The sequence below is a fragment of the Burkholderia sp. ABCPW 14 genome (assembly GCF_001523835.1).
GTDB lineage: Bacteria > Pseudomonadota > Gammaproteobacteria > Burkholderiales > Burkholderiaceae > Burkholderia > Burkholderia mayonis.
Window position 1 is genome coordinate 73,385 of sequence record NZ_LOVS01000053.1, and the last position, 22,623, is coordinate 96,007.

The window sequence follows — 22,623 nt, forward strand, 5'->3', positions numbered from 1 at the left end:
CCGCCGGCCGCTCGCGTCCGGCGCACGACGCCGCCGGAAACGGCACGCACGCGGTCAAGCATCCTTACCGCCCATCGATCCAGTTTATTCCCGCCGCCCGCGCGCGGAGACGAAAAATAATCCGGGAATATCCGCCGCACGGCGACGGTATGACAGATACGTACCGTCACTTACGAAGGAGCCGCCATGCCGAACCCGACCCTGTCCCTGAAGCGCCGCGATTTCCTGCGCCTCGCCGCATGCGGAGGCGGCGTCGCGTTCGCGTCCGCGCTGCCCGGCTGGAGCCTCGCCACCACCGCCGGCGCCGATTTCTTCTTCGTCCAGCTCTCCGACGCGCACTGGGGCTTCACCGGCCCCGCGATCAACCCCGACGCGCGCGGCACGCTGCTGAAGGCAATCGAAGCGGTCAACGCGCTGCCCGTCGCGCCCGACTTCGTGATGTTCACGGGCGATCTCACGCACACGACCGACGACCCCGCCGAGCGCCGCGAGCGGATGCGGCAATTCCAGTCGATCGTCGCGCAATTGAAGGTGAAACCGCTTCACCTGATGCCGGGCGAGCACGACGCGAGCCTCGACGCAGGCGCCGCGTACCGCGAGATCTTCGGCGACACGCACTACGCGTTCGATCACAAGGGCGTGCATTTCGTCGTCGTCGACAACGTGTCGGATCCGTCCGGCCGCGTCGGCGATGCGCAGATCGACTGGCTCGCGCAGGATCTCGCGCGGCAGCCGAAAGACGCGCGCATCGTCGTGTTCACGCACCGGCCGCTCTTCGATCTCGCGCCGCAATGGGACTGGGCGACGCGCGACGGCGCGAAGGTCGTCGACGTGCTGATGCCCTATCCGAACGTCACCGTGTTCTACGGGCACATCCACCAGGAGCATCACGCGATGACGGGCCACATCGCGCATCACGCGGCGCGCTCGCTGATGTTCCCGCTGCCGGCGCCCGGCTCGCAGGACAAGCGCCTGCCGGTGCCGTGGGACGCCGCCGCGCCGTATCGCGGGCTCGGCTGGCGCGAGGTGCGCGTCGGCGACGCGACGCGCGCGCTCGCGCTGACCGAGATGCCCGTCGGCGCGAAGCAACCCCAACCGGCCGCCTGAGGAGCAAGCGATGCGCCATTTTTTTTTCGATCCGCGTGCGCTTCGCGGCCGGACGTCGGCGACGGCGGCATCCGCATCGCGCCGCCGCTGGCTGCTCATCGCGGGCGGTGCGGCGCTTGCCGCGCTCGCGGGCGTCGACATGTCGCGCGTGCGCGCCGCCGAGCCGCGCGTGATCAAGGTTCACGCGCGGCGTTTCGTGTTCACGCCGGACCGGATCGCGCTTGCGCCGCACGAATCGGTCGTGTTCGAGCTGACCGCGCAGGACACCGTGATGGGCTTTTCGATCCCGCAGTACGGCGTGCGTGCGGACGTGCCGCCGGGGGCGGTCGTGCGCGTCGCCGCGCAGGCGGGCGACGCGGGAACGGTTCAGTTCCTGTGCGACATCTTCTGCGGCTCCGGGCACGAGACGATGAACGGCGTGCTCGTCGTCGGGTAGCGCGGAGGCTGACCGGCTGACAGATTGGGCGATTGGAGAGCTGGCGAACCGGCGCCGCGCGCGAAAGAACGCGCGCGCGGCGCCCGGCGCGCTCACTCGGCGCCTTCCCAATACCCGGGCCGCGCGTACACGTCGCGCAGATAGTCGATGAAATAGCGGACCCGCGCCGGCACGTAGCGCTGCTGCGGATAGACGGCGAGGATGTCGTAGTCGGGCAGCGCGTATTCGTCGAGCACGGTCTCGAGCTCGACGCGCGCAAGTTGCTGCGCGATTTCCCACGTCGAGCGCCAGCCGAGTCCGAGCCCTTCCGACACCCAGCGGTGCAGCAGCTCGCCGTCGTTGCAATCGAGCGTGCCCGACACGCGCATCGTCACGAGCTTGCCGTTGCGCCGGAAATACCAGCCGCGGTTCTGCCCGCCCTGCAAGTTGAACGCGAGGCAGTTGTGCGCCGCGAGGTCGTCGAGCGACTTCGGCCGGCCGTGCCGGCGGAAATAGTCAGGCGTTCCGCACACGACGCGCCGGTTCGACGCGAGCTTCACCGCGACGAAGTTCGGATCCACCGCGCCGCCGATCCGGATCGACAGGTCGTAGCCCTCGCGCACGAGATCGACCACGCGATCGGTCAGGTTGAACGACATCTGCAAGTCGGGCTTGTCGGCGACGAACGCGGGCGCGAGCGGCGCGACGTGCTTGCGGCCGAACGCGGCGGGCGCCGACACGATCAGGTGCCCGCTCACCGCGCGGCGCCCGGCCGCGATCTCGTTCTCCGCCTGCGCCCACTCGGAGAGGAGCCCGCGGCAGCGTTCGAGGAACGCCGCGCCGTCTTCGCTGACGACGAGCCGGCGCGTCGACCGGTATATCAGCTTCACGCCGAGGCGCTTCTCGAGCGCGTCGATCCGCCGCCCGAGCACGACAGGGGACACCCCTTCCTCGAGCGCGGCCGCCGCGAGGCTGCCCGCGTCGGCGACCCGCACGAAGGTTTCGATCTGCTTGAACCGGTCCATCCGCTGTCTCCTGCCCGCCCGGCGCCGCCGCATGCACCCGGCATTCGATACTTTTAGTTTCGAAATAAGCGACTCGAGCGAATCTTATCAAACCTTTCCTGCGTCCCTAAAGTGTCTTCGACACCAGCGATACCCGCGATTCGCATCGAACAAGGAGACATTTCATGGCCAGGATGAGAGCCGTCGACGCCGCCGTGCTCGTGCTCGAGAAGGAAGGCGTGCAGACCGCGTTCGGCGTGCCGGGCGCCGCGATCAATCCGCTGTACTCGGCGCTGCGCCGCTCGGGCGCGATCGGGCACGTGCTCGCGCGGCACGTCGAAGGCGCGTCGCACATGGCGGAAGGCTACACGCGCGCCGCGCCCGGCAACATCGGCGTGTGCATCGGCACGTCGGGCCCGGCCGGCACCGACATGATGACGGGCCTCTACTCGGCATCCGCCGACTCGATCCCGATCCTCGCGATCACCGGCCAGGCGCCGCGCGCGCGGCTCTACAAGGAAGATTTCCAGGCGGTCGACATCGAGTCGATCGCGAAGCCCGTCACGAAATGGGCGGTCACGGTGCGCGAGCCGGCGCTCGTGCCGCGCGTGTTCCAGCAGGCGTTCCACCTGATGCGCTCGGGCCGCCCCGGCCCCGTGCTGATCGATCTGCCGATCGACGTGCAATTGGCCGAGATCGAATTCGACATCGCGACCTACGAGCCGCTGCCCGTCTACAAGCCGCGCGCGACGCGCGCGCAGATCGAGGCCGCGCTCGCGATGCTGAACGACGCCGAGCGCCCGCTCATCGTATCCGGCGGCGGCGTGATCAATGCGGCCGCCGAGCAGCTGCTCGTCGAATTCGCGGAGACGCTCGGTGTGCCGGTGATTCCGACGCTGATGTCGTGGGGCGCGATTCCCGACGACCATCCGCTGATGGCGGGCATGGTCGGCCTGCAAACGGCGCACCGCTACGGCAACGCGACGCTGCTCGCGTCCGACTTCGTGCTCGGCATCGGCAACCGCTGGGCGAACCGCCACACCGGCAGCGTCGACGTCTATACGAAGGGCCGCAAGTTCGTCCACGTCGACATCGAACCGACGCAGATCGGCCGCGTGTTCGGCCCCGATCTCGGGATCGCGTCGGATGCGAAGGCGGCGCTCCAACTGTTCGTCGAGCTCGCGCGCGAATGGAAGGCGGCAGGCATGCTGAAGGATCGCGGCGCGTGGGTCGCCGACTGCCAGCAGCGCAAGCGCACGCTGCAGCGCAAGACGCATTTCGACGACGTGCCGATCAAGCCGCAGCGCGTGTACGAAGAGATGAACAAGGCGTTCGGCCGCGACACCTGCTACGTGAGCACGATCGGGCTGTCGCAGATCGCGGCCGCGCAGTTCCTGCACGTATTCAAGGCGCGCAACTGGATCAACTGCGGCCAGGCGGGCCCGCTCGGCTGGACGATTCCCGCCGCGCTCGGCGTGCGCGCGGCCGATCCGCAGCGCCCGATCGTCGCGCTGTCGGGCGACTACGATTTCCAGTTCATGATCGAAGAGCTCGCGGTCGGCGCGCAGTTCAAGCTGCCGTACGTGCACGTCGTGGTCAACAACTCGTATCTCGGCCTGATCCGCCAGGCGCAGCGCGCGTTCGACATGGACTACTGCGTGCAGCTCGCGTTCGACAACGTCAACGCGCCCGAATTGAACGGCTACGGCGTCGACCACGTCGCCGTGGCCGAGGGGCTCGGCTGCAAGGCGCTGCGCGTGATCAAGCCGGAGGAGATCGCGCCCGCGCTCGAACGCGCGCGGCAGATGACGGCCGAGTTCAGCGTGCCCGTCGTCGTCGAAGTGATCCTCGAGCGCGTGACGAACATCTCGATGGGCGCCGAGATCGACGCGATCAACGAGTTCGAGGATCTCGCGGACAAGGCCGAGCACGCGCCGAGCGCGATCTCGCTGCTCGACTGATGCGTGCCGCCTTCATTGCGTTGCCCGATTGATCAGCTTGGCTGATCAATTCGATCGATTTGCTCAACTGACCGACCAGCGAGACTACAGACATGCCGAAATTCGCAGCCAATCTGACGATGCTGTTCAACGAGGTGCCGTTTCTCGACCGCTTCAAGGCGGCGGCCGACGCGGGCTTCGATGCCGTCGAGTTCCTGTTCCCGTATCCGTATCAGAAGGAAGAACTCGCCGAGCGGCTCGAGGCGAACCGCCTGCGCCTCGTGCTGCACAACCTGCCCGCGGGCAACTGGGACCAGGGCGAACGCGGGATCGCGTGCCTGCCCGATCGCGTCGGCGAATTCCGGGACGGCGTCGGCCGCGCGATCGAGTATGCACACGCGCTGAAGGCGCCGCAGGTGAATTGCCTCGTCGGCATTCCGTCGCCGAGCCAGAAGCGCGACACGACGCTCGTCACGATCGTCGAGAACCTGCGCTTCGCCGCCGCCGAATTGAAGCAGGCGGGCATTCGCCTGCTCGTCGAGCCGTGCAATTCGTACGACATCCCGGGCTTCGCGCTGAACCGCTCGGCCGACGCGCTCGACGTGATCCGCGCGGTCGGCTCCGACAATCTGTTCCTGCAGTACGACATCTATCACATGCAGCGAATGGAGGGCGAGCTCGCGGCGACGATCAGGCAGCACATCGGATCGATCGCGCACCTCCAACTCGCGGACAACCCGGGCCGCCACGAGCCCGGCACGGGCGAGATCAACTACGCGTATCTGTTCGATCTGCTCGACGCGCTCGGCTACGACGGCTACGTCGGCTGCGAATACAAGCCGCGCACGACGACGGCCGAAGGTCTCGGCTGGCGGCAGCGGATCGCGCACGTCGACGCGAAGCACGCACGCAGCGCCGCTTGATCCGGCTCGCACGCGAGCGCATCCGCTCATTCCGAACGCACGGTTCACAGGATTCACAGGAGACACTGCAATGGCAACGATCGGCTTCATCGGCCTCGGCATCATGGGCGCGCACATGGCGCGCAACCTGCTCAAGGGCGGTCACCGCCTCGTCGTGAACGGCGCGTATCCGGTGCCGGCCGACCTGCGCGATCGAGCGCAAGTCGTCGCGGATTCGACGGCCGTCGCGCAGGCGTCGGAAATCGTGATCGCGATGGTGCCCGACACGCCCGACGTGCGAAACGTGCTGTTCGCCGACGACGGCATCGCGAAGGGCCTCGCCGCCGGCAAGCTCGTGATCGACATGAGCTCGATCTCGCCGCTCGACACGCGCGACTTCGCGAAAGAGATCAACGCACTCGGCTGCGACTATCTCGATGCGCCCGTGTCGGGCGGCGAAGTCGGCGCGCGCGACGCGACGCTCACGATCATGGTCGGCGGCCCGCAACGCGCGTTCGAGCGCGCGAAGCCGCTCTTCGATCTGATGGGCAAGAACGTCTCGCTGATCGGCGACAACGGCGCGGGCCAGACCTGCAAGGTCGCGAATCAGATCATCGTCGCGCTGAACATCGAAGCGGTCGCCGAGGCGCTGCTGTTCGCCGCGCGCTCGGGCGCCGATCCGGAGCGCGTGCGCCGCGCGCTGATGGGCGGCTTCGCGTCGTCGCGAATTCTCGAGCTGCACGGCGAACGGATGACGAAACGCACGTTCGATCCGGGCTTCCGAATCGACCTGCATCGCAAGGACCTGAATCTCGCCCTCGACGGCGCGCGCAGGATGAACATCGCGCTGCCGCATACGGCGAGCGCGCAGCAGCTCCTCGGCGTGTGCGCGGCAAACGGCGGCGGCGCGTGGGATCACTCGGCGATTGTGCGCGCGCTCGAGATCATGTCGAACTTCGAGATCGGCGAGCCGCCGAGCGACGCGAAGGTCGCCTGAGCGATCGCACCGGCGCGATCCGTCGAATCGCGCGACGCGGGGCGCGACGAAGCGCGAATGCAAGCTCGCACGCGCGTCGTTCGCGCGAGCGGGAACAGGATCGCGATGTCGCCGGCCTTCGCCGCGACATCGACGCCTATCACGACAACGAGTCGTCCGCGTGACGCTCGATGCAATCGAATGCGATGCGTGCGCGACGCATCCTCGATGGGGCGCCTCGCCGCGTGCGGCATGCACGCGGCAGGCAAATGAAGCCGCTTTCGGCTGAGAGCGGCGGGTGGGTCCGCAGCGGCACCCGGCGTCGACGGGCAAGCCTTGGTCGGTCAGACGTCGTCGTCGGGTGTCCGTCTGTCGGATTCGTCATAGCACGTATTACATTTCTTTACGTTCGCCGAAGCGATTTTTCATGCAATTTGCAACGCGAGCGCCTACACTTTCGCGACGCCTTTCGAGAAGCTTCGCACCGCTGCGGTGCTTCTCGCGACTTCACGGCGCATCTTTTTTCAATCACCTGAAGGAGTGTTGCGATGGGTCTTCTTTCGTTCATCAAAGAGGCGGGTGAAAAACTGCTCGGCAAGAGCGACGAGCAAGCCGCAGCCGATCCCGCCGCCGCCAATCAAACGGCCGCCGATGCGATCAAGAACTACATCTCCGCACAGGGTCTCGACACGTCGAACCTGACGGTCGCGTTCGACGGCGCATCGCGCACCGTCACGCTGTCGGGCAGCGTCGCGGACCTCGACACGAAGGCCAAGGTCAAGGTGGCGGCAGGCAACGTGCAAGGCGTCGCGGGCGTCAACGACGACGACCTGCAGCCGGACGATCCGCAAGTGCAGTACCACGACGTCGTCTCCGGCGACAACCTGTGGAAGATCGCCGAGAAGTACTACGGCGACGGCTCGAAGAACGACGTGATTTTCCAGGCGAACCGTCCGATGCTGTCGAGCCCGGACAAGATCTACCCGGGCCAGAAGCTCGTCATTCCCCCGCAGTCCTGAACGACGCGCGCGCAGCGGGCATCATGAAAAACAGCGGACCTGCGGGTCCGCTTTTTTCTTGCGCGTCGACGTATCCTGCGATTCGATTCGATGCGATGCGATGCGATGCGATTCGATGCAATTCGACGCGGTGCGCTGCGGCCCGCTCGGCGAGCCGCGCGCGGCTCGCGCCGATCAATACGTGTCGAATACCTGCTGCAATTCGTGCGCGCGGGCGATGCCCGCTGCGAGCGCGAGCATCAGCAGCACGCGCGCCTTGTACGGATTGAGCGAGCCCGCGCTTACGAAGCCGAGCGCATCGTCGTTCGCCGCGCCGTTGCGCATCACGTGGCCCGAGCCGACGCGCGACGCGCGCACGACCGCGACGCCCTTCGCCGCCGCCTCGGCGAGCGCCGTCTGCAGCGTCGCGTGAATCGATCCGTTGCCCGTGCCCGCGACGACGAGCCCGCGCGCGCCCGCGGCGACGCATGCGTCGACCATCGCGCGCGATGCGCCCGCGTAGCTGACGATCACCTCGACCTGCGGCCATGCGGCGCCGATCGAAAAGCGCGAGTCGAGCGTGTGCGGGCGGGTCGCGCGGCGCGCGAATTCGATGCGGCCGTCCTGCACCCAGCCGAGCGCGCCGAGTTCCGGCGAGTGGAACGCGTCGACCGCGTAGGTGCTCGTCTTCACGACGTCGCGCGCGCTATGGATCCGGTTGTTGAATGCGACGAGCACGCCCTGCCCGCGCGCCGCCGCGCTGCCTGCGACCGCCACCGCGTTCAGCAGGTTGAGCGGGCCGTCGGACGACAGCGCGGTCGCGGGCCGCATCGCCGCCGTCATCACGACGGGCTTCGCGGTCTTCACGGTCAGATGCAGCAGGTACGCGGTTTCTTCGAGCGTGTCGGTGCCGTGCGTGATCACGATGCCGTCGATCGCGTCATTGGCGGCAAGCGCGTCGATCCGCTCGGCGAGCGTCGTCCATAGTGCGGGCGACAGGTCCTTGCTGTCGATGCTCGCGATCTGCTCGGCCTCGATCGTCGCGATCTGCGCGAGCGCGGGTACCGCGGCAAGCAGCCGGTCGACGCCGAGCGCGCCCGCCTGGTAGCCGGCCGTCTGCGCGGCGTCGGGCGCCGCGCCCGCGATCGTGCCGCCCGTCGCGAGAACGGCAATGCGTGGCAGCGCGCGCGGCGGCGCGCCCGAAACGTTGGGGGTGTTGGAAGATGTCGATGCGTTCATGGCCGCGATTGTAACGGCAGCGGACCGCTGTTCGGCAAGGGCGGCGTTTTCCCGAGTGCGCGGGCGCGCGTCGCAGGCCGCACGCGCCGGATGCGCGGCGCGCGTCGCAATCGTTCGCACTCCCGCACGATGCGTTCGCATCGCGCCGATTCGCATGCGCCGCGCCGGCTCACGTTATCTCGAAATAGACAGATTCGACGGCATCGCCGCGCGGCCCGGCTTCGCCCGAGCACGCGGCGCCGGCGTCGGGCATCCGCCCGAAAAGCCCGCGGCGCGGGCGTTTTCAGTCTTTCGAAAACATTTCGGCCGCAGCGCTTGGCCGCATCCCGCGCCGGGCCGCCGCGCCCGCTTCACGCGAAAAATAGCGCACCGCTCGTTTTCCCGAGTATTTTGTCGTTTCAGCGCCGATTTGCCATAATGCAAACCGCGACCCGCGCAGCCGCGCGATTCGCCGCTTATCGAACAAGATGCAATTCACCCACTGGGAGTATCCAATGAAGATCCGATCGCTGATGGCCGCGCTGCTCGTCGGCGGCATGCTGGCTTCGCCCGCGTTTGCCGCAAACAGCCAACAGGACAAGATGAAGGCCTGCAACGCGCAGGCGGCCGGCAAGACGGGCGACGACCGCAAGGCATTCATGAAGGACTGCCTGTCGGCGAAGCCGGCAAAGAAGATGTCGCAGCAGGAAAAGATGAAGGCCTGCAACACGCAAGCCGCCGGCAAGACGGGCGACACCCGCAAGGCGTTCATGAAGGACTGCCTGTCGGCGAAGCCTGCCGCCTGACGCTTCCAGCGAATCGGCACGATGCCGCGCACCGTTTCGACGGGCGCGGCATTTTATTTTGCGGCGCACGCGTTGGCGCGCGGCCGACTGCGGCGTATGGCCGCATTTTCTTCTATGATGGCTGCAGCGCGGCCCTCCCCACTCAATAGAATCGCCATCGGGCCGCCCTCATGACAGATGCGCACCGCGCATCAAACGGAGGCACGGGATGGCATGGAGACAAAGCCGCTGGTTCCGGCGCTGGCTGATCGTCATCGTGTTCTGGGCGGTGCCCGTCGCGATCGTCGCCGTGCGTGAGATCCGCGAGGAGATGGCCTACAACCACGCCGACCTCAAGCTCGCGCTGACGACCTGGGAACTCACCGACGCGCAGCGCGCGGCGGGCGCGGCGGCGGGCTGCCGTGGCGAGCCGGACGAAGCGCGCGCGGCGGGCTGCCCTGTCGACGTGCTGGCGGCGAACGCACGCCGCCAGCAGGAGGCGCGCGACGAATTCGCGGTGCGCAAGCGTACGCTCGCGAGCTATCTGTGGCATGCGTTCGTCGGCTACTGGATCGTCCCCGCCGCGTTCCTGTTCGCGTGCGGCATGGTGATCGGCCTCGTGCGCCGCGCACTGCGGCGCCCGCCCATCAAGCCGCCCGTTTCCCATCACTGAAGCTTGCGCAGTACGAGACATCGTTCACCGAAGCAAACCTTGGCCCAGGACAACGCGCGCATGCGGGTGCCGTCGCACAATGAAATGCGTCGATTTGACGGTCTTTCACCTGACAGCGGTAAGGCGAAGCGGTTCGCTGTGTTATAAAGTCCCGCGTGACACGCCCGTTCGCGGGAATCACGCTGATCTACACTTGATGGAGAAAAACGATGCAGAAACGCAATCTCGTGTTGAAAGCCGCCGCCGCGCTCGTCGTGGGCAGCTTGGCGCTCGCCGGTTGCACGACGACGCCGGACAAGCCCGCCACCGCCGCGACCAACGCGTCGAAGCGTCAAGCCATCGATGCAAGCGTCGACGCGACACTGTCGCGCCTGTACTCGACGGTGCCCGGCTCGCGCGAACTCGTCGCGAAGTCACGCGGCGTACTCGTGTTCCCGGACGTGATCCAGGCGGGCCTCATCATCGGCGGCCAGACCGGCAACGGCTCGCTGCGCGTCGGCGGTGCGACGGTCGGCTACTACAATACGTCGTCGCTGTCGGTCGGCCTGCAGGCGGGCGCGCAGTCGAAGGCGATCGTGTTCCTGTTCATGACGCAGGACGCGCTCGACAAGTTCCGCGGCTCGGAAGGCTGGGCCGCAGGCGCCGACGCATCGGTCGCGCTCGTGAAGATGGGTGCGAACGGCGCGGTCGACACGACGACGGCGACCGCGCCCGTCGAAGTGATCGTGCTGACGAACGCCGGCCTGATGGGCGACGTGTCGATCAGCGGCACGAAGGTCACGAAGCTGAAGATCTGACGCCGACACGCTTGGCCGCCGCACCGACGGCAAGCGGCGGCCGCCGCGAAAACGGCGATGCGCTTTCATGCGCATCGCCGTTTTTTTCGTGCGTCGTCCGATGGTCCGATCCGACGACCGGCCGCGCACGGCAGGCGGCGCGATACGCACCGCCCTCGTTCGCTCAAGACGCCGAATCGATTACCTTGAAGCGCGCGCGCTTCTGCGCGCGAATCAGCGATTGATAGACGTCGACGTATTGCTGCGCCATCCGGCGCGACGTGAAGCGCTCTTCGAAGCGCGCGCGCACGCGCTCGCGCGACAGCGTGTGCAGCCGGTTCACGGCCGCGACGGCGCCGATCTCGTCCTCGACGATGAAGCCCGACATGCCCTCGTCGATCACCTCCGACACCGCGCCGCGATTGAACGCGATGACGGGCGTGCCGCACGCCATCGCTTCGATCATCACGAGGCCGAACGGCTCGGGCCAGTCGATCGGGAACAGCAGCGCATGCGCGCCCGACAGGAACGCGGCCTTCTCGTGATCGGCGATCTCGCCGACGTACTCGACGTGCGGCAGCGCGAAGAGCGGCTTGATCTCGCGCTCGAAATACTCTTCGTCCGCCGCGTCGATCTTCGCCGCGATCCGGATGCGCATCCCGCAGCGCCGCGCGATCCGGATCGCCGTGTCGACGCGCTTTTCCGGCGAGATCCGGCCGAGGAACGCGAGATACGACTGCTCGACGGGCTGCGGCGTGTAGAGCGTCTCCGGCAGCCCATGGTAGACGGTCGTCAGCCACTTCGCCTGCGGCATCGGCTGACGCTGCGCGTTCGAGATCGAGATCACGGGCGCGGTGTCGAACGTGTCGAACACCGGCTGCTGCTCCGGCAGATCGAGACGGCCGTGCAGCGTCGTCACGAACGGCGTCTCCTGGCGCTTGAAGACCGAGAACGAGTAGTAGTCCATGTGGAAATGGAGCACGTCGAAGTCTCGAGCACGGCGTGCGACGGTCTCCATCAGCAGCATGTGCGGCGCGATCCGGTCGCGGATCGACAAATCGAGCCGCAGCGCGCGCGGCCATACCGCGTCGAGCTTCGCGCGCGTGATCGAGTCGCCGCTCGCGAACAGCGTCACGTCATGGCCCAGGTCGACGAGCGCCTCGGTGATGTACGACACGACGCGCTCGGTTCCGCCGTACAGCTTCGGCGGCACCGACTCGGTCAACGGAGCGATCTGCGCAATTCTCATGGGTACGATCTCCAGTGGCGGCCGGCCAGCGAGCCGGCGTTGGGCAGCGCCCGCAAACCGTCATTATTGGCGATTGACGCGCGACCCGGCGGACCGATTGCATTTTTTGGGGCTTGTTACAGGCGGGATACATTCGGACCGGCCGCATGGTTGCAGCCGCGACGGGCATTGTCCAGCAACATGGCCCTTTTTGGCGGTTTTCGCCGCGCTTCGCCGGGGCGGCGACGTTCCGGCGACGTTCCGGCGACATCCCGGCGACATCCCGATAGGCGGCGTCGTGGTGCGCCGCAATACGCGCCGTGCGACGCCGCGCTTGACCGCGTTCGGCTGCTTATCTCGCTTGTCGCCGCCAGTCCTCGTGCCGCCGATCTTCGACACCGCCGGCCGTTCGGGACTTGCCGATCGTCACGCATCACACATCACGCGTCGCTCGCCGCTCGTGAGCCCCCACCATCGCGCGCCGGCTGCGCCGCCGGCTCGGCGCCAAGCCAAGCCAAGCCAAGCCAAGCCAAGCCAAGCCAAGCCAGCCAATCATACGCCCGCGCGCGCCCCCACGGCCGCCGCGCCGCCCTCGCCTGCCTTGTAAGCGCGTGCGGACGCGTTCACCGCGCCGGCCACTTCCACGCCGGCCGGTCGAGCGCATCCGCATCGACGATCCGCGTCGCGCCCAGTTCTTTCTCGAGCACGATCGAATGGCTGCGCGGCTCGCGTTCGAGCGACGCGACGAGACGCGCCGCATGCGACACGACGATCACCTGCGAACGCTCGGCCGCCTGCGCGATCAGCCGGCCGAGCGCGGGCAGCAAATCCGGATGCAGGCTCGTCTCCGGTTCGTTCAGCACGAGAAGCGCGGGCGGACGCGGCGTCAGGAGCGCCGCGACGAGCAGCAGATAACGCAGCGTGCCGTCCGACAACTCGGCCGCGCGCAGCGGCCGCAACAGCCCCGGCTGCCGCATCAGCACCTCGAAGCGGCCGCGCTTGCCGGGATTGTCGATCTCGAGCCGTGCGCCGGGAAACGCGTCGTCGATCGCCGCATCGAGCGCCGCGGCGGCGCCGATCTCGTCGATCGTCTGCAGCGCGGCCGCGAGATCGCCGCCGTCGTCGGACAGCACCGGCGTATGCGTGCCGACCTGGGGAAGCCGCGCGGGCGCGAGCGCGTCGGTGCGGAAATGGTCATAGAAGCGCCACGAGCGAATCCGCTCGCGCACCGCGATCATCTCGGGCGCGCCGCGCGGGTCCGAGAACTCGGTCATCATGCTGTCGAAGCTCGCGACGGGCTGCGGCACGGTCTGCCAGTCGCCGGCTTCGTCGCGCGTGCGAAGCTGCGCGCCGCGCCGGTCGACGAGGAGCGTCGACGGCCGCAGCATCGACCCGCCCCAGATGCACTCGCGCTTGACGACCGGATCGAGTCCGAACTCGGTCTCGCCGTTCAGCGGCGGCAGCCCGAGATCGATCGCGTAGCCGAAGTCGTCGCACGCGAAGCCGAGCTTCAGGCTCACCGGCTCGCTGCGGACCGTGCCCGTTACCGGCACCTCGCCCGTCAGCATCCCTCGGGAGAAGCGCTCGGGCCCCGCCCACAGCGTCGACGGCAGCCCGCCCTCGCGCGCGAGCGACGGAATCACGCGGCCTTGCGCGGTATCCGCGAGCAGGCGCAGCGCGCGATACAGGCTCGACTTGCCGCTGCCGTTCGGCCCGGTGATCACGTTGAGCGTCGCGAGCGGCACGATGAGTTCGCGCAGCGATCGGTAATTGGCGATGGCGAGTGCGGTGAGATGCGGCATCGGAAGAAGGATCGATCGAATCGGCGAATCGAAAATGGATGAAGCGAACGTGGATCGAAACGTGCGCGAGCCGGTTCGGAGCCGGCAAGCGTCACGGACCGCTCCGTGACGCTTCAGCCCCGCGCACGATGCGAACCGCGGCACGGCCAACGGCACGCCGCCCGTCGCGACGCGCTCCGCTCGATTACGACGCGCACCGCGCGTTGGTCTCCGACGCCGTCGGATCGGCCGCGGTAAACGCCGCGGTGCTCGCGGCCGGCTCGAGCACGCGCCCGCCCGGATGCGGCTCGCGCGCGGCCGCGCCGGGCGTCGTCCATTCGGTGCGCTCGCGCGGCAGACAATGCGGATAGTGCGCGTTGATGAACGCGACGAGCCCCTCGCGCACGCGGCAGCGCAAGTCCCATGCGAGCGACGAATCGCGCGCGCTGACGAGCGCGCGCAACTGCATCGCGCGCTCGGTCGCGTCGGTCACCTGCAGCACCTGCACGCGGCCGTCCCATTCGGGCGCGGCGGCGACGATCCGTGCGAGCTCCGCGCGCAGCGGATCGAGCGGCAACCGGTAGTCGACGTACAGGAACACCGTGCCGATCAGCTCGGCGCTGCTGCGCGTCCAGTTCTGAAAAGGATTCTCGATGAACCACTGCAGCGGCACGACGAGCCGCCGCTGGTCCCACAGGCGCACCGATACGTAAGTGCCCGTGATTTCCTCGATGCGCCCCCACTCGCCCTGAATGATGACGACGTCGTCGAGCCGGATCGGCTGCGACAGCGCGATCTGCAGCCCGGCAATCAGGTTGCCGAGCACCGGGCGCGCGGCGATGCCGGCGACGAGGCCCGCGACGCCCGCCGACGCGAGCAGGCTCGCGCCGACCTGCCGCACGTTCGGGAACGTCATCAGCGCGGCGCCCGTGCCGATGATCACGATCAGCACCATCACGGTCCGCGCGAGCACGCGGGTTTGCGTGTGGATGCGGCGCGCCTCCAGGTTGTCGGGCGTATCGATCGGATGCGCACGGATGATCGCGTCGCCGACCGCGGCGGCGAGCCGCACCAGCAGCCACGTCAGCGACACGATCGTGCCGACCGCGGCGAGCGTGCGCAGCCCGGCCGCGTGCGGCAGCGCGTCGTCGACCTGCAGCCACAGGAATTCGAGCGCGAGGAACGACAGCAGGACGAGCGACGGCCGGTCGACGTACGACACGATCATGCTCATGAACGGATAAGGCCGCGCGATCGGCACGACGATGCGCGCGCCGATCCGGTGAATGCCCGCGACCACGAGCACCACGAGCGCCGACACGACGAGCGTGCCAAGCCAGGTATGAAGCGGCGCATCGGCGATGCGCCACAGGTCGTCGATCGTCATCATGTGCGCCGTATCTCCGTCAGGTTCGCGGGGAACGCGTCCCCGCGCTGGGGCGGCGGCCGGCCCGGATCAATAGCTGCGGCAGGGAAACGCCTTGCCGAGCCCGAGCGACACTGCCGTGCTCGCGTTGTAGTCGGCAAGCTTCGGATTCTCCGCGATGTACTTGCGCACCGCGTCGGTCATCTGCTGCGCCTTGATGTCGGGCGGCAGGCAGAAGTACTGGCCGACGCGCGGCCCGGTCGTGCCGCCGATCGCGTCGATCGTGTTGTAGACGCCGTCCGCCGCGCCTTCGATGTACGCCGCGCACGATGCCCGCGATTTGACGTCGGTCTTCGCGCACAGCTTGTCGAGGTCGCCGGCCGTAAAGGCGGCCGCTGTCAGCGGCACGGCGAACGCGGCGGCACAAAACATAGCCCGCAACATGAATCTTCCTTATGTCAGAAGGCGAAACCGCCGATACAACGAAAGGCGCGGCAGGACGCCGCGCCGAAAACCGTTATTTTGCACTCTTTTGCGCGTTCGGCGCTGGCGCGTCGCCGATGCGCACCGTGCGCTTCGACAGGATCGCGGTCGCGTCCGGCGCGTTGTAGTGCTTCGCGAAGTCGAGCGCGGCGACGCCGAGCTGGTTCTTCAGCGCGGGATCGGCGCCCTGGTCGAGCAGCAGCGTGACGGTCGAGCCGTGGTTGCCGCGCGCGGCCATCATCAGCGGCGTCGTGCCGTTCGGCGACGCGGCGTCGATGTACGCGGACTTGTCGAGCAGGTACTTGACGACGTCGTCGTTGCCGTTCGTCGCCGCGTAATGGAGCGGGGCCCAGCCCTTCTTGCTCACTTCGGCGCCCTTGTCGACGAGCAGCTTCACGAGCGGCAGATCGCCGTTCAGCGCGGCGAGCATCAGCGCGTTCTCGCCCGCCTTGTCTTCCTTGTCGAGATCGACGTTCGGCGCGGCGGCGAGCGCGGCGGCGACCTGATCGGACTTCTCGCGCGCGGCGACCACGATGAGCGGATCGCCGTTCGGCGCGATCGTGTTCGGGTCGAGGCCATTCTTCAGTTGTTTCGAGATGTCCTTGATGTCGTCGAACTTGACGGCCTTCACGATCCCGTCGAGCGACTCCGCGTGCGCGGACGCCGCCGCGAGCACGCCGAGCCCGCCCGCGACCGCGAGCGTGCGCAGCACGGCGCCCATCGCGCACTGTTTCGACAAGTATTTGATCGACTTCATTTTTTCAGCTCCTACCCCTGGTTGACTGGGCTGGCGTCGCCCGCGCGGGCGATCTTGAACAGCCGGAAAAAGTTCTGCGACGTCGCGGCGGCGAGCGCCTCGTCGGTCATCCCGCGTTGCGCCGCGATAAAGCGTCCGACATAACTGACGTACGCAGGTTCATTCGGCTTGCCGCGATATGGCACGGGCGCAAGGTACGGCGAATCGGTCTCGATCAGCAGACGGTCGAGCGGCACGCGCCGCGCGACGTCCTGCACGTCGGTCGCGTTCTTGAACGTGACGATGCCGGAGAGCGAGACGTGGAAGTTCTGCGCGAGCGCCGCTTCGGCGACGGGCCACGGCTCGGTGAAGCAGTGCATCACGCCGCCCGGCACGCTCGCGCGCTCCTCGGCCATGATCCGCAGCGTGTCGTCCGACGACGCGCGCGTATGGACGATGAGCGGCTTGCCCGTCGCGTGCGCGGCGCGGATGTGCGTGCGGAAGCGCTGGCGCTGCCATTCCATGTCGGCGATCGAACGGCCGTCGAGACGGTAGTAATCGAGGCCCGTCTCGCCGATCGCGACGACCTTCGGATGCGCGGCGAGCTCGACGAGCTCGGCGACCGTCGGCTCCTTCGCATCTTCGTGGTCCGGATGCACGCCGACCGACGCGAAGACGTTGTCGTGATCGCGCGCGATCGCGAGCACCGACGGCAGCGTCTCGAGATCGACCGACACGCAGAGCGCGTGCGTGACGCCGTGCTCGCGCATGTTGCCGAGCACTTGCGGCAGACGGTCGGCGAGCCCTTCGAAATTGATGTGACAGTGAGAATCGACGAACATGATGAATTCCTTGCTGCGCGCGGCGGCGGCCCGGCGGATAAGCCCGCGCGCGCCGCCCGCACGCGCTTACGCGTCGACGAGCCGCTTGCCGACGATCACGAGATCGCGCTCGACGCCGTCGAGCACCGCGACGTGCGGCAACGTGCCCCAGGTCGAGAAGCCGTAGCGCGCGAAGAGCCGCAGGCTCGGCTCGTTATGGCCGAAGATGAAGCCGAGCGCCGTGTGGACGCCGAGCTCGGGCGCCTTCGCGAGCGCGAGTTCGAGCAGCTTGCCGCCGAGCCCCTTGCCGCGCGCGGCCTCGTCGAGATAGATGCTGATCTCCGCCGTGTGGCCGTATGCGGGACGGCCGTAGAAATCGGAGAAGCTCAGCCACGCGATCACCCGCCCCGCTTCCTCGACGACCCACAGCGGCCGCGCGTGCGGATTGTGCGCGTCGAACCATGCGCGGCGGCTGTCGGCCGTCACGGGCTCGGTATCGGCCGTCACCCGGCGCGACGCGACCGTCGAATTGTAGATCGCGACGATGTCGGGCAGATCGTCGGGCGTGGCGTCGCGGTAGGCAAGCTGGGTCATGGATGGCGATTCGATGGGCGAAACGGTTGGGCAGGACTACGCGAACAGCTCGCGGTAGCCGAGAAACAGCTCTTCGAACACGAGGCGCGCGCCGAGCGGATGGTTCTCCACCGCGCGCTGCCGCGTGACCGTCTTCTGGAAGCGCGCGAACGCGTTCGCGTCGAGCGCCGCCGCGCAGCGCGCGAGCGCCGCCCGCTGCGCGGGGAAGTAGCGCGGCGCGCCCGCCGCGCGCTCGGCGAGCAGATCGTACAGCCAGCGCTGCAGCCAGCCGAGCACGACAGGCACGGGCAGCTTCTGCAGCGTCTCGCCGCACGCGAACGGATCGCACGCGGCGCCCGCCGCGAGCTGCGCGAGCGTCCAGTCGCGCAGCGGCCGGTTCTCGTCGCTCGCGAGCGCGAGCGCGGCGAGCGGCGCGCCGCCCGCTTCGGCGAGCAGCGCATTCGCATCGGCGACGTTCTGCGCCGCGAGCCAGGCCGCGGCCGCGTCGGGCGCGGGCACCGTCATCGGCCACTGGCGGCAGCGGCTCACGATCGTCGGCAGCAGCCGGTCGATGCGCGCGGACACGAGCAGGAACACGACGCCCGCGGACGGCTCCTCGAGCGTCTTCAGGAGCGCGTTCGCGGCCGCGACGTTGAGCGCCTCGGCCGGATACAGCACGACGACGCGCGCGCCGCCGCGATGCGACGCGATCCCGCAGAAGTCGACGAGCGCGCGCACCTGCTCGATCTTGATTTCCTTGCTGGGCGTCTTGGTTTTCTTGCCGCCTTCGTCGGCGTCGGCGGCCTTCGGCTCGTCGGCCGCGCCCGGCAGCTCGCCCGCGAGCGCCTCCGGCACGACGATCCGGTAATCGGGATGGTTGCCCTGCTCGAACCACGTGCATGCGGCGCACGCGCCGCACGGCTCGCCGCGCTCATGCGGCGTCTCGCACAGGAAGCCCTTCGCGAGATGCTGCGCGAAGGCGAGCTTGCCGATCCCCGCCTGGCCGTACAGCAGCAGCGCGTGTGGCCAATGCGCGCGCAGCGCCTGCAGGCGGTTCCAGTCGTCGGTCTGCCACGGATAAATCATCGTTCGCGTCTTCCTTTCGTCACAGCGCGGCGAGCACGCCTTCGAGCTTCTTGCGGATCTGCGGAATCGGCTCGCTCGAATCGACGATCGCGAAACGATGCGGCGCCTCCTGGGCGCGGCGCAGGTACTCGGCGCGGGTGCGCGCGAAGAACGCGTCGGACTCGCTCTCGAACTTGTCCGGCATCCGCACCGCGCCGCGGCGCGCGCTCGCGACTTGCGGCTGCACGTCGAACAGCACCGTCAGGTCCGGCTGGAAGCCGCCCTGCACCCAGCGCTCGAGCGCCTCGAGCTTGTCGCGCGGCAGCCCCCGCCCGCCGCCCTGGTACGCGAACGTCGCGTCGGTGAAGCGGTCCGACACGACCCAGTCGCCGCGCGCGAGCGCGGGCTCGATCACGAGCGCGAGATGCTCGCGCCGGCCGGCGAACATCAGGAGCGCCTCGGTTTCGAGATCCATCGGCTGGTTGAGGAGAATCTCGCGCAGCGTCTCGCCGAGCCGCGTGCCGCCCGGCTCGCGCGTGACGACGACGTGCTTGCCGCTTTGCCCGAGCCTTTCCTGGAGCCGTTCGCAGAACCACTGCAGATGTGTGGTCTTGCCCGCGCCGTCGATCCCTTCGAACGTGATGAATTTGCCACGCGCCATTCATTGACCTCGTATGTATTTGTCCACGGCTTTGTTGTGATCCCCGAGCGTGTCGGAAAAAACGCTCGTGCCGTCGCCCTTCGCGACGAAATAGAGCGCGGACGTCGCCGCGGGGTTCACCGCGGCGTAGAGCGCCGCCTCGCCCGGCAGCGCGATCGGCGTCGGGGGCAGCCCGCGGCGCGTGTAGGTATTGTACGGAGTGTCGGTCTGCAGATCGCGCTTGCGCAGCCGCCCGGCGTATGCGTCGCCCATTCCGTAGATCACCGAAGGATCGGTCTGCAGCGGCATCCCGACCCGCAGGCGGTTCGCGAACACGCCCGCGACGAACCCGCGATCGGCCGCGTGCCCCGTCTCCTTCTCGACGAGCGACGCAATCGTCAGCGCTTCGTAAGGCGTCTTGAACGGCAGGCCGGGCCGGCGCGCCGTCCACGCGTCGGCGAGGCGCACCTGCATCAGCTTGTAGGCGCGGCGATAGACGTTCAGGTCGCTCGTGCCCCTGTCGAACAGATAGGTGTCCGGAAAGAACAGACCCTCGCCGCTGCCGCGCGCGACGGCCTCGTCGGGCGCGCCGATCGCGCGCAGCAGTTCCGCGTCGCTCATCGCGGCGCTCGCGTGCGCGAGCGCGGCGTTCGCGTCGAGCTCCGCGCGCATCCGCCGGAACGTCCAGCCCTCGATCACCGTGACGACGTACTCGTTGACGTCGCCGCGCGCGACCTTCTGCAGCACCTGGTAAGGGGTCACGCCCGTCTTGAATTCGTAGTTGCCGGACTTGAGCCGGCTCGACAGCAACAGCACGCGCGTCATCGCGACGAAGAGCCTCGGCTCGACGGGCACGCCGCCGTGCGCGAGTTGCAGCGCGACGCCGCGCACGCTGCTGCGGGGCTTGATCGTGACGTCGAGGGTCGGCGTGGCGAGCGCGAGGGGCCGGGTGGCCCAGTAATAGGCGCCGCCCACGCACGCGGCGCCCGGCAATACGACGGCGAGCGCCGCGAGCGCGGCGCACTTCTTCAGTAGGGACATGCGGAACGTGAATCAGGTAAGACCCATATAATACTTGCTCGCCTCTGCCAAAGTCAGGATTGACTGTTCCCTCATTCCATGAGCACACCGATCGCCTCCCCGGCCGCGCAGGCCGCCGTTCCCGCCGCGCCGCCGGCGCTGCCCCGTCCGTGCGCCGACGATTTCGCCGCCGCGCTCGGGCGCGGCGCGTTCGCGGTGCTCGAACAGTTCGGCATCGTCGACGTGACGGGCGCCGACGCCGCCACGTTCCTGCACAGCCAGTTGACGAACGACATCGAACATCTCGACGCCGCGAGCGCACGCCTCGCCGGCTACTGCTCGCCGAAGGGGCGCCTCCTCGCGTCGTTCCTCGCATGGCGCGCCGGCCACGACGTGCGCCTCCTCGTGTCGAAGGACGTGCAGCCCGCGGCGCAGAAGCGCCTGTCGATGTTCGTGCTGCGCGCGAAGGCGAAGCTCGCCGACGCGAGCGACGCGCTCGTCGCGGTCGGCTTCGCGGGCGACGTGCGCGCGGCGCTGTCGGGCGTCTTCGACGCGCTGCCGGACGGCGTCCACACGAAGGTCGACGCACCCGCCGGCGCGCTGATCCGCCTGTCCGACGCGGCCGGCCGCGCGCGCTATCTGTGGATCGGCACGCGCGCCGAGCTCGACGCACGCCTGCCCGCGCTCGAAGCCGCGCTGCCGCGCGTGTCGGCCGCCGTCTGGGATTGGCTCGACGTGCGCGCGGGCGAACCGCGGATCACCCAGCCCGCCGTCGAACAATTCGTCCCGCAGATGGTCAACTTCGACGTGATCGGCGGCGTCAACTTCCGCAAGGGCTGCTATCCGGGCCAGGAAGTCGTCGCGCGCAGCCAGTACCGCGGCACGATCAAGCGCCGCACCGCGCTCGCGCACGTCGCGGTCGACACCGACGCCGCGCACGCGGGCGTCGAGCTCTATCATTCGGACGACCCCGGTCAGCCGTGCGGGATGATCGTGAATGCGGCGGCGGCGCCCGAAGGCGGCGTCGACGCGCTCGTCGAGATCAAGCTCGCCGCGCTCGAGAGCGGGTCGGTCCACCTGGCTTCCGCGAGCGGTCCAACGCTCGCGTTCCTGCCGCTTCCTTACGCGCTGCAAGCCGAAGCCTGACGGCCGCGCGCCGCCGGACGACACGCGCCGCCGTGCGCCGCCCGGCCTCACCCAGCGAGGATATCGCCCGATGTGCCTGATCGTATTCGATTGGCAGCCCGACGCCACGCACGGCCCGGTGCTGACGCTTGCCGCGAACCGCGACGAGTTCTTCCGCCGCACGAGCGCGCCGCTGTCCTGGTGGAGCGACGCGCCGAACCTGCTGGCGGGCCGCGATCTCGAAGGCGGCGGCACGTGGCTCGGCGTCGCGCGCGACGGCCGCTTCGCCGCGCTCACCAACTATCGCGCGCCGTTCGACATCCGCGCGGGCGCGCCCACGCGCGGCAAGCTCGTCTCCGAGTTCCTCGCGGGCAACAACGCCGCGCCGCTCGACTATCTTGCGAACGTCGCCGAAAAGGCCGTGTTCTACAACGGCTTCACGCTGCTCGTCGGCGACGTCGTGCGCGGCGAGCTCGCGTGGTACTGCAACCGCCCGGCCGACGCGCAGCCGGCGCCCGACGCGCCCGCGCTCGTCGCGCCCGGCGTGCACGGGCTGTCGAACGCGCGGCTCGACACGCCGTGGCCGAAGCTCGTCGCGAAGCGCAGCGAGCTCGGCACGCTGCTCACGGGCGATGCGGCCGCCCCCCTCGACGCGCTGATCGAGATGATGCGCGACACCCGCGAGGCCGCCGACGACGCGCTGCCGCGCACGGGCATTCCGCTCGAGCGGGAGCGCGCGCTGTCTGCGGCGTTCATCGAGACGCCCGAATACGGATCGCGCGGCACGACCGCGCTGCGGGTCGCGCGCGACGTCGAGGGACGGCTGAGGTTCGACGTCAAGGAGCGCTGCGACGACGACGGCTCGCACCGGATCGTGCGGCCGGGCACGTTCGAGCGGGCGTTCACGTTCGACATCGACGGGGGCGGCGCCGCGCGGCGGTGACGGGTTCGCTGCGGATTCGGGGTACGGGGTTCGCGGTTCGCGGTTCGC

Annotated in this window: 24 protein-coding genes; 12 read left to right on the forward strand and 12 right to left on the reverse strand. The window is 68.6% G+C overall.

All coding sequences use genetic code 11. The annotated features are described in order from the left end of the window. The first annotated feature begins 186 nt into the window (after positions 1 to 186). Together WS62_RS07330 and WS62_RS07335 are read left to right on the forward strand one after the other, a co-directional pair. Positions 187 to 1,107 (forward strand): metallophosphoesterase family protein, encoded by a 921-nt coding sequence (locus WS62_RS07330; RefSeq protein WP_066569526.1) that lies wholly within the window; start codon positions 187 to 189, stop codon positions 1,105 to 1,107. 10 nt (positions 1,108 to 1,117) lie between these two features. After that, the gene (locus WS62_RS07335; protein ID WP_066569528.1) at positions 1,118 to 1,543 is read left to right on the forward strand and encodes a cupredoxin domain-containing protein; all 426 of its coding nucleotides are present in this window, start codon (positions 1,118 to 1,120) and stop codon (positions 1,541 to 1,543) included. 92 nt (positions 1,544 to 1,635) lie between these two features. Here WS62_RS07335 and WS62_RS07340 read toward each other — a convergent pair whose 3' ends face one another. Further along, positions 1,636 to 2,547 (reverse strand): LysR family transcriptional regulator, encoded by a 912-nt coding sequence (locus WS62_RS07340; protein ID WP_066569594.1) that lies wholly within the window; start codon positions 2,545 to 2,547, stop codon positions 1,636 to 1,638. Positions 2,548 to 2,711: 164 nt separating this feature from the next. Here WS62_RS07340 and gcl point away from each other — a divergent pair, with 164 nt between their 5' ends. The 4 genes from gcl to lysM all read left to right on the forward strand — a co-directional run bounded on the left by gcl (position 2,712) and on the right by lysM (position 7,363). Continuing rightward, positions 2,712 to 4,487 carry a glyoxylate carboligase gene (gcl, locus tag WS62_RS07345; RefSeq protein ID WP_066569530.1) on the forward strand — a complete coding sequence of 592 codons (1,776 nt, stop codon included), beginning with the start codon at positions 2,712 to 2,714 and terminating at the stop codon, positions 4,485 to 4,487. A gap of 92 nt (positions 4,488 to 4,579) precedes the next feature. After that, positions 4,580 to 5,389: a 2-oxo-tetronate isomerase gene (gene otnI / locus WS62_RS07350; protein WP_066569533.1), complete on the forward strand. Its 810-nt coding sequence runs from the start codon at positions 4,580 to 4,582 to the stop codon at positions 5,387 to 5,389. A gap of 70 nt (positions 5,390 to 5,459) precedes the next feature. Further along, positions 5,460 to 6,365 (forward strand): 2-hydroxy-3-oxopropionate reductase, encoded by a 906-nt coding sequence (locus WS62_RS07355; RefSeq protein WP_066569535.1) that lies wholly within the window; start codon positions 5,460 to 5,462, stop codon positions 6,363 to 6,365. 527 nt (positions 6,366 to 6,892) lie between these two features. After that, entirely contained in the window at positions 6,893 to 7,363 is a 471-nt protein-coding gene (lysM, locus tag WS62_RS07365; protein ID WP_066569541.1) for a peptidoglycan-binding protein LysM, read from the forward strand. 174 nt (positions 7,364 to 7,537) lie between these two features. On the opposite strand, the gene WS62_RS07375 is transcribed toward lysM, so the two are convergent. Continuing rightward, positions 7,538 to 8,581, reverse strand: coding sequence for an asparaginase (locus WS62_RS07375; RefSeq protein ID WP_066569597.1), 1,044 nt, complete (start codon positions 8,579 to 8,581; stop codon positions 7,538 to 7,540). Here WS62_RS07375 and WS62_RS32875 point away from each other — a divergent pair. The 4 genes from WS62_RS32875 (at position 8,556) to WS62_RS07390 (ending at position 10,815) form a co-directional block, all read left to right on the forward strand. Then, positions 8,556 to 8,999: a hypothetical protein gene (locus tag WS62_RS32875; protein ID WP_197422780.1), complete on the forward strand. Its 444-nt coding sequence runs from the start codon at positions 8,556 to 8,558 to the stop codon at positions 8,997 to 8,999. The genes WS62_RS07375 and WS62_RS32875 overlap by 26 nt on opposite strands. A 76-nt stretch (positions 9,000 to 9,075) precedes the next feature. Further along, the gene (locus tag WS62_RS07380; RefSeq protein ID WP_066569545.1) at positions 9,076 to 9,366 is read left to right on the forward strand and encodes a PsiF family protein; all 291 of its coding nucleotides are present in this window, start codon (positions 9,076 to 9,078) and stop codon (positions 9,364 to 9,366) included. A 208-nt stretch (positions 9,367 to 9,574) separates the two neighbouring features. Further along, positions 9,575 to 10,018: a hypothetical protein gene (locus WS62_RS07385; protein ID WP_066569554.1), complete on the forward strand. Its 444-nt coding sequence runs from the start codon at positions 9,575 to 9,577 to the stop codon at positions 10,016 to 10,018. A gap of 209 nt (positions 10,019 to 10,227) precedes the next feature. Then, on the forward strand, positions 10,228 to 10,815 hold the full coding sequence (locus WS62_RS07390) for a BPSL1445 family SYLF domain-containing lipoprotein (RefSeq protein ID WP_066493713.1): 588 nt from the start codon (positions 10,228 to 10,230) through the stop codon (positions 10,813 to 10,815). Positions 10,816 to 10,978: 163 nt separating this feature from the next. Here WS62_RS07390 and WS62_RS07395 read toward each other — a convergent pair whose 3' ends face one another. The 10 genes from WS62_RS07395 to mltG form a co-directional block, all read right to left on the reverse strand. Next, a complete protein-coding gene (locus WS62_RS07395) occupies positions 10,979 to 12,043 on the reverse strand; it encodes a glycosyltransferase family 4 protein (RefSeq protein ID WP_066493712.1) in 1,065 nt (354 codons plus the stop codon). A 602-nt stretch (positions 12,044 to 12,645) separates the two neighbouring features. Continuing rightward, entirely contained in the window at positions 12,646 to 13,824 is a 1,179-nt protein-coding gene (locus tag WS62_RS07400) for an AAA family ATPase (RefSeq protein ID WP_066493711.1), read from the reverse strand. A gap of 184 nt (positions 13,825 to 14,008) precedes the next feature. After that, positions 14,009 to 15,193: a mechanosensitive ion channel family protein gene (locus WS62_RS07405; RefSeq protein ID WP_066569557.1), complete on the reverse strand. Its 1,185-nt coding sequence runs from the start codon at positions 15,191 to 15,193 to the stop codon at positions 14,009 to 14,011. A 66-nt stretch (positions 15,194 to 15,259) separates the two neighbouring features. Beyond that, on the reverse strand, positions 15,260 to 15,613 hold the full coding sequence (locus tag WS62_RS07410) for a Rap1a/Tai family immunity protein (protein ID WP_004192506.1): 354 nt from the start codon (positions 15,611 to 15,613) through the stop codon (positions 15,260 to 15,262). Positions 15,614 to 15,686: 73 nt separating this feature from the next. Continuing rightward, positions 15,687 to 16,409, reverse strand: coding sequence for an ankyrin repeat domain-containing protein (locus WS62_RS07415; protein ID WP_066569565.1), 723 nt, complete (start codon positions 16,407 to 16,409; stop codon positions 15,687 to 15,689). Positions 16,410 to 16,420: 11 nt separating this feature from the next. Next, positions 16,421 to 17,230: a TatD family hydrolase gene (locus tag WS62_RS07420; RefSeq protein ID WP_066569567.1), complete on the reverse strand. Its 810-nt coding sequence runs from the start codon at positions 17,228 to 17,230 to the stop codon at positions 16,421 to 16,423. Positions 17,231 to 17,296: 66 nt separating this feature from the next. Continuing rightward, on the reverse strand, positions 17,297 to 17,803 hold the full coding sequence (locus tag WS62_RS07425) for a GNAT family N-acetyltransferase (RefSeq protein WP_066569569.1): 507 nt from the start codon (positions 17,801 to 17,803) through the stop codon (positions 17,297 to 17,299). Between the two features lie 36 nt (positions 17,804 to 17,839). Then, positions 17,840 to 18,868, reverse strand: a complete 1,029-nt coding sequence (locus WS62_RS07430; RefSeq protein ID WP_066569571.1) for a DNA polymerase III subunit delta' — start codon at positions 18,866 to 18,868, stop codon at positions 17,840 to 17,842. 19 nt (positions 18,869 to 18,887) lie between these two features. Further along, a complete protein-coding gene (gene tmk, locus WS62_RS07435) occupies positions 18,888 to 19,508 on the reverse strand; it encodes a dTMP kinase (protein WP_066569573.1) in 621 nt (206 codons plus the stop codon). Further along, a complete protein-coding gene (mltG, locus tag WS62_RS07440; protein WP_066569575.1) occupies positions 19,509 to 20,528 on the reverse strand; it encodes an endolytic transglycosylase MltG in 1,020 nt (339 codons plus the stop codon). It lies immediately after the preceding gene. Positions 20,529 to 20,606: 78 nt separating this feature from the next. Between mltG and ygfZ the strand changes: the two genes are divergently transcribed. Further along, on the forward strand, positions 20,607 to 21,653 hold the full coding sequence (gene ygfZ / locus WS62_RS07445; RefSeq protein ID WP_066569578.1) for a CAF17-like 4Fe-4S cluster assembly/insertion protein YgfZ: 1,047 nt from the start codon (positions 20,607 to 20,609) through the stop codon (positions 21,651 to 21,653). 70 nt (positions 21,654 to 21,723) lie between these two features. Then, positions 21,724 to 22,575 (forward strand): NRDE family protein, encoded by an 852-nt coding sequence (locus WS62_RS07450; protein WP_066569581.1) that lies wholly within the window; start codon positions 21,724 to 21,726, stop codon positions 22,573 to 22,575. Positions 22,576 to 22,623 lie beyond the last annotated feature (48 nt).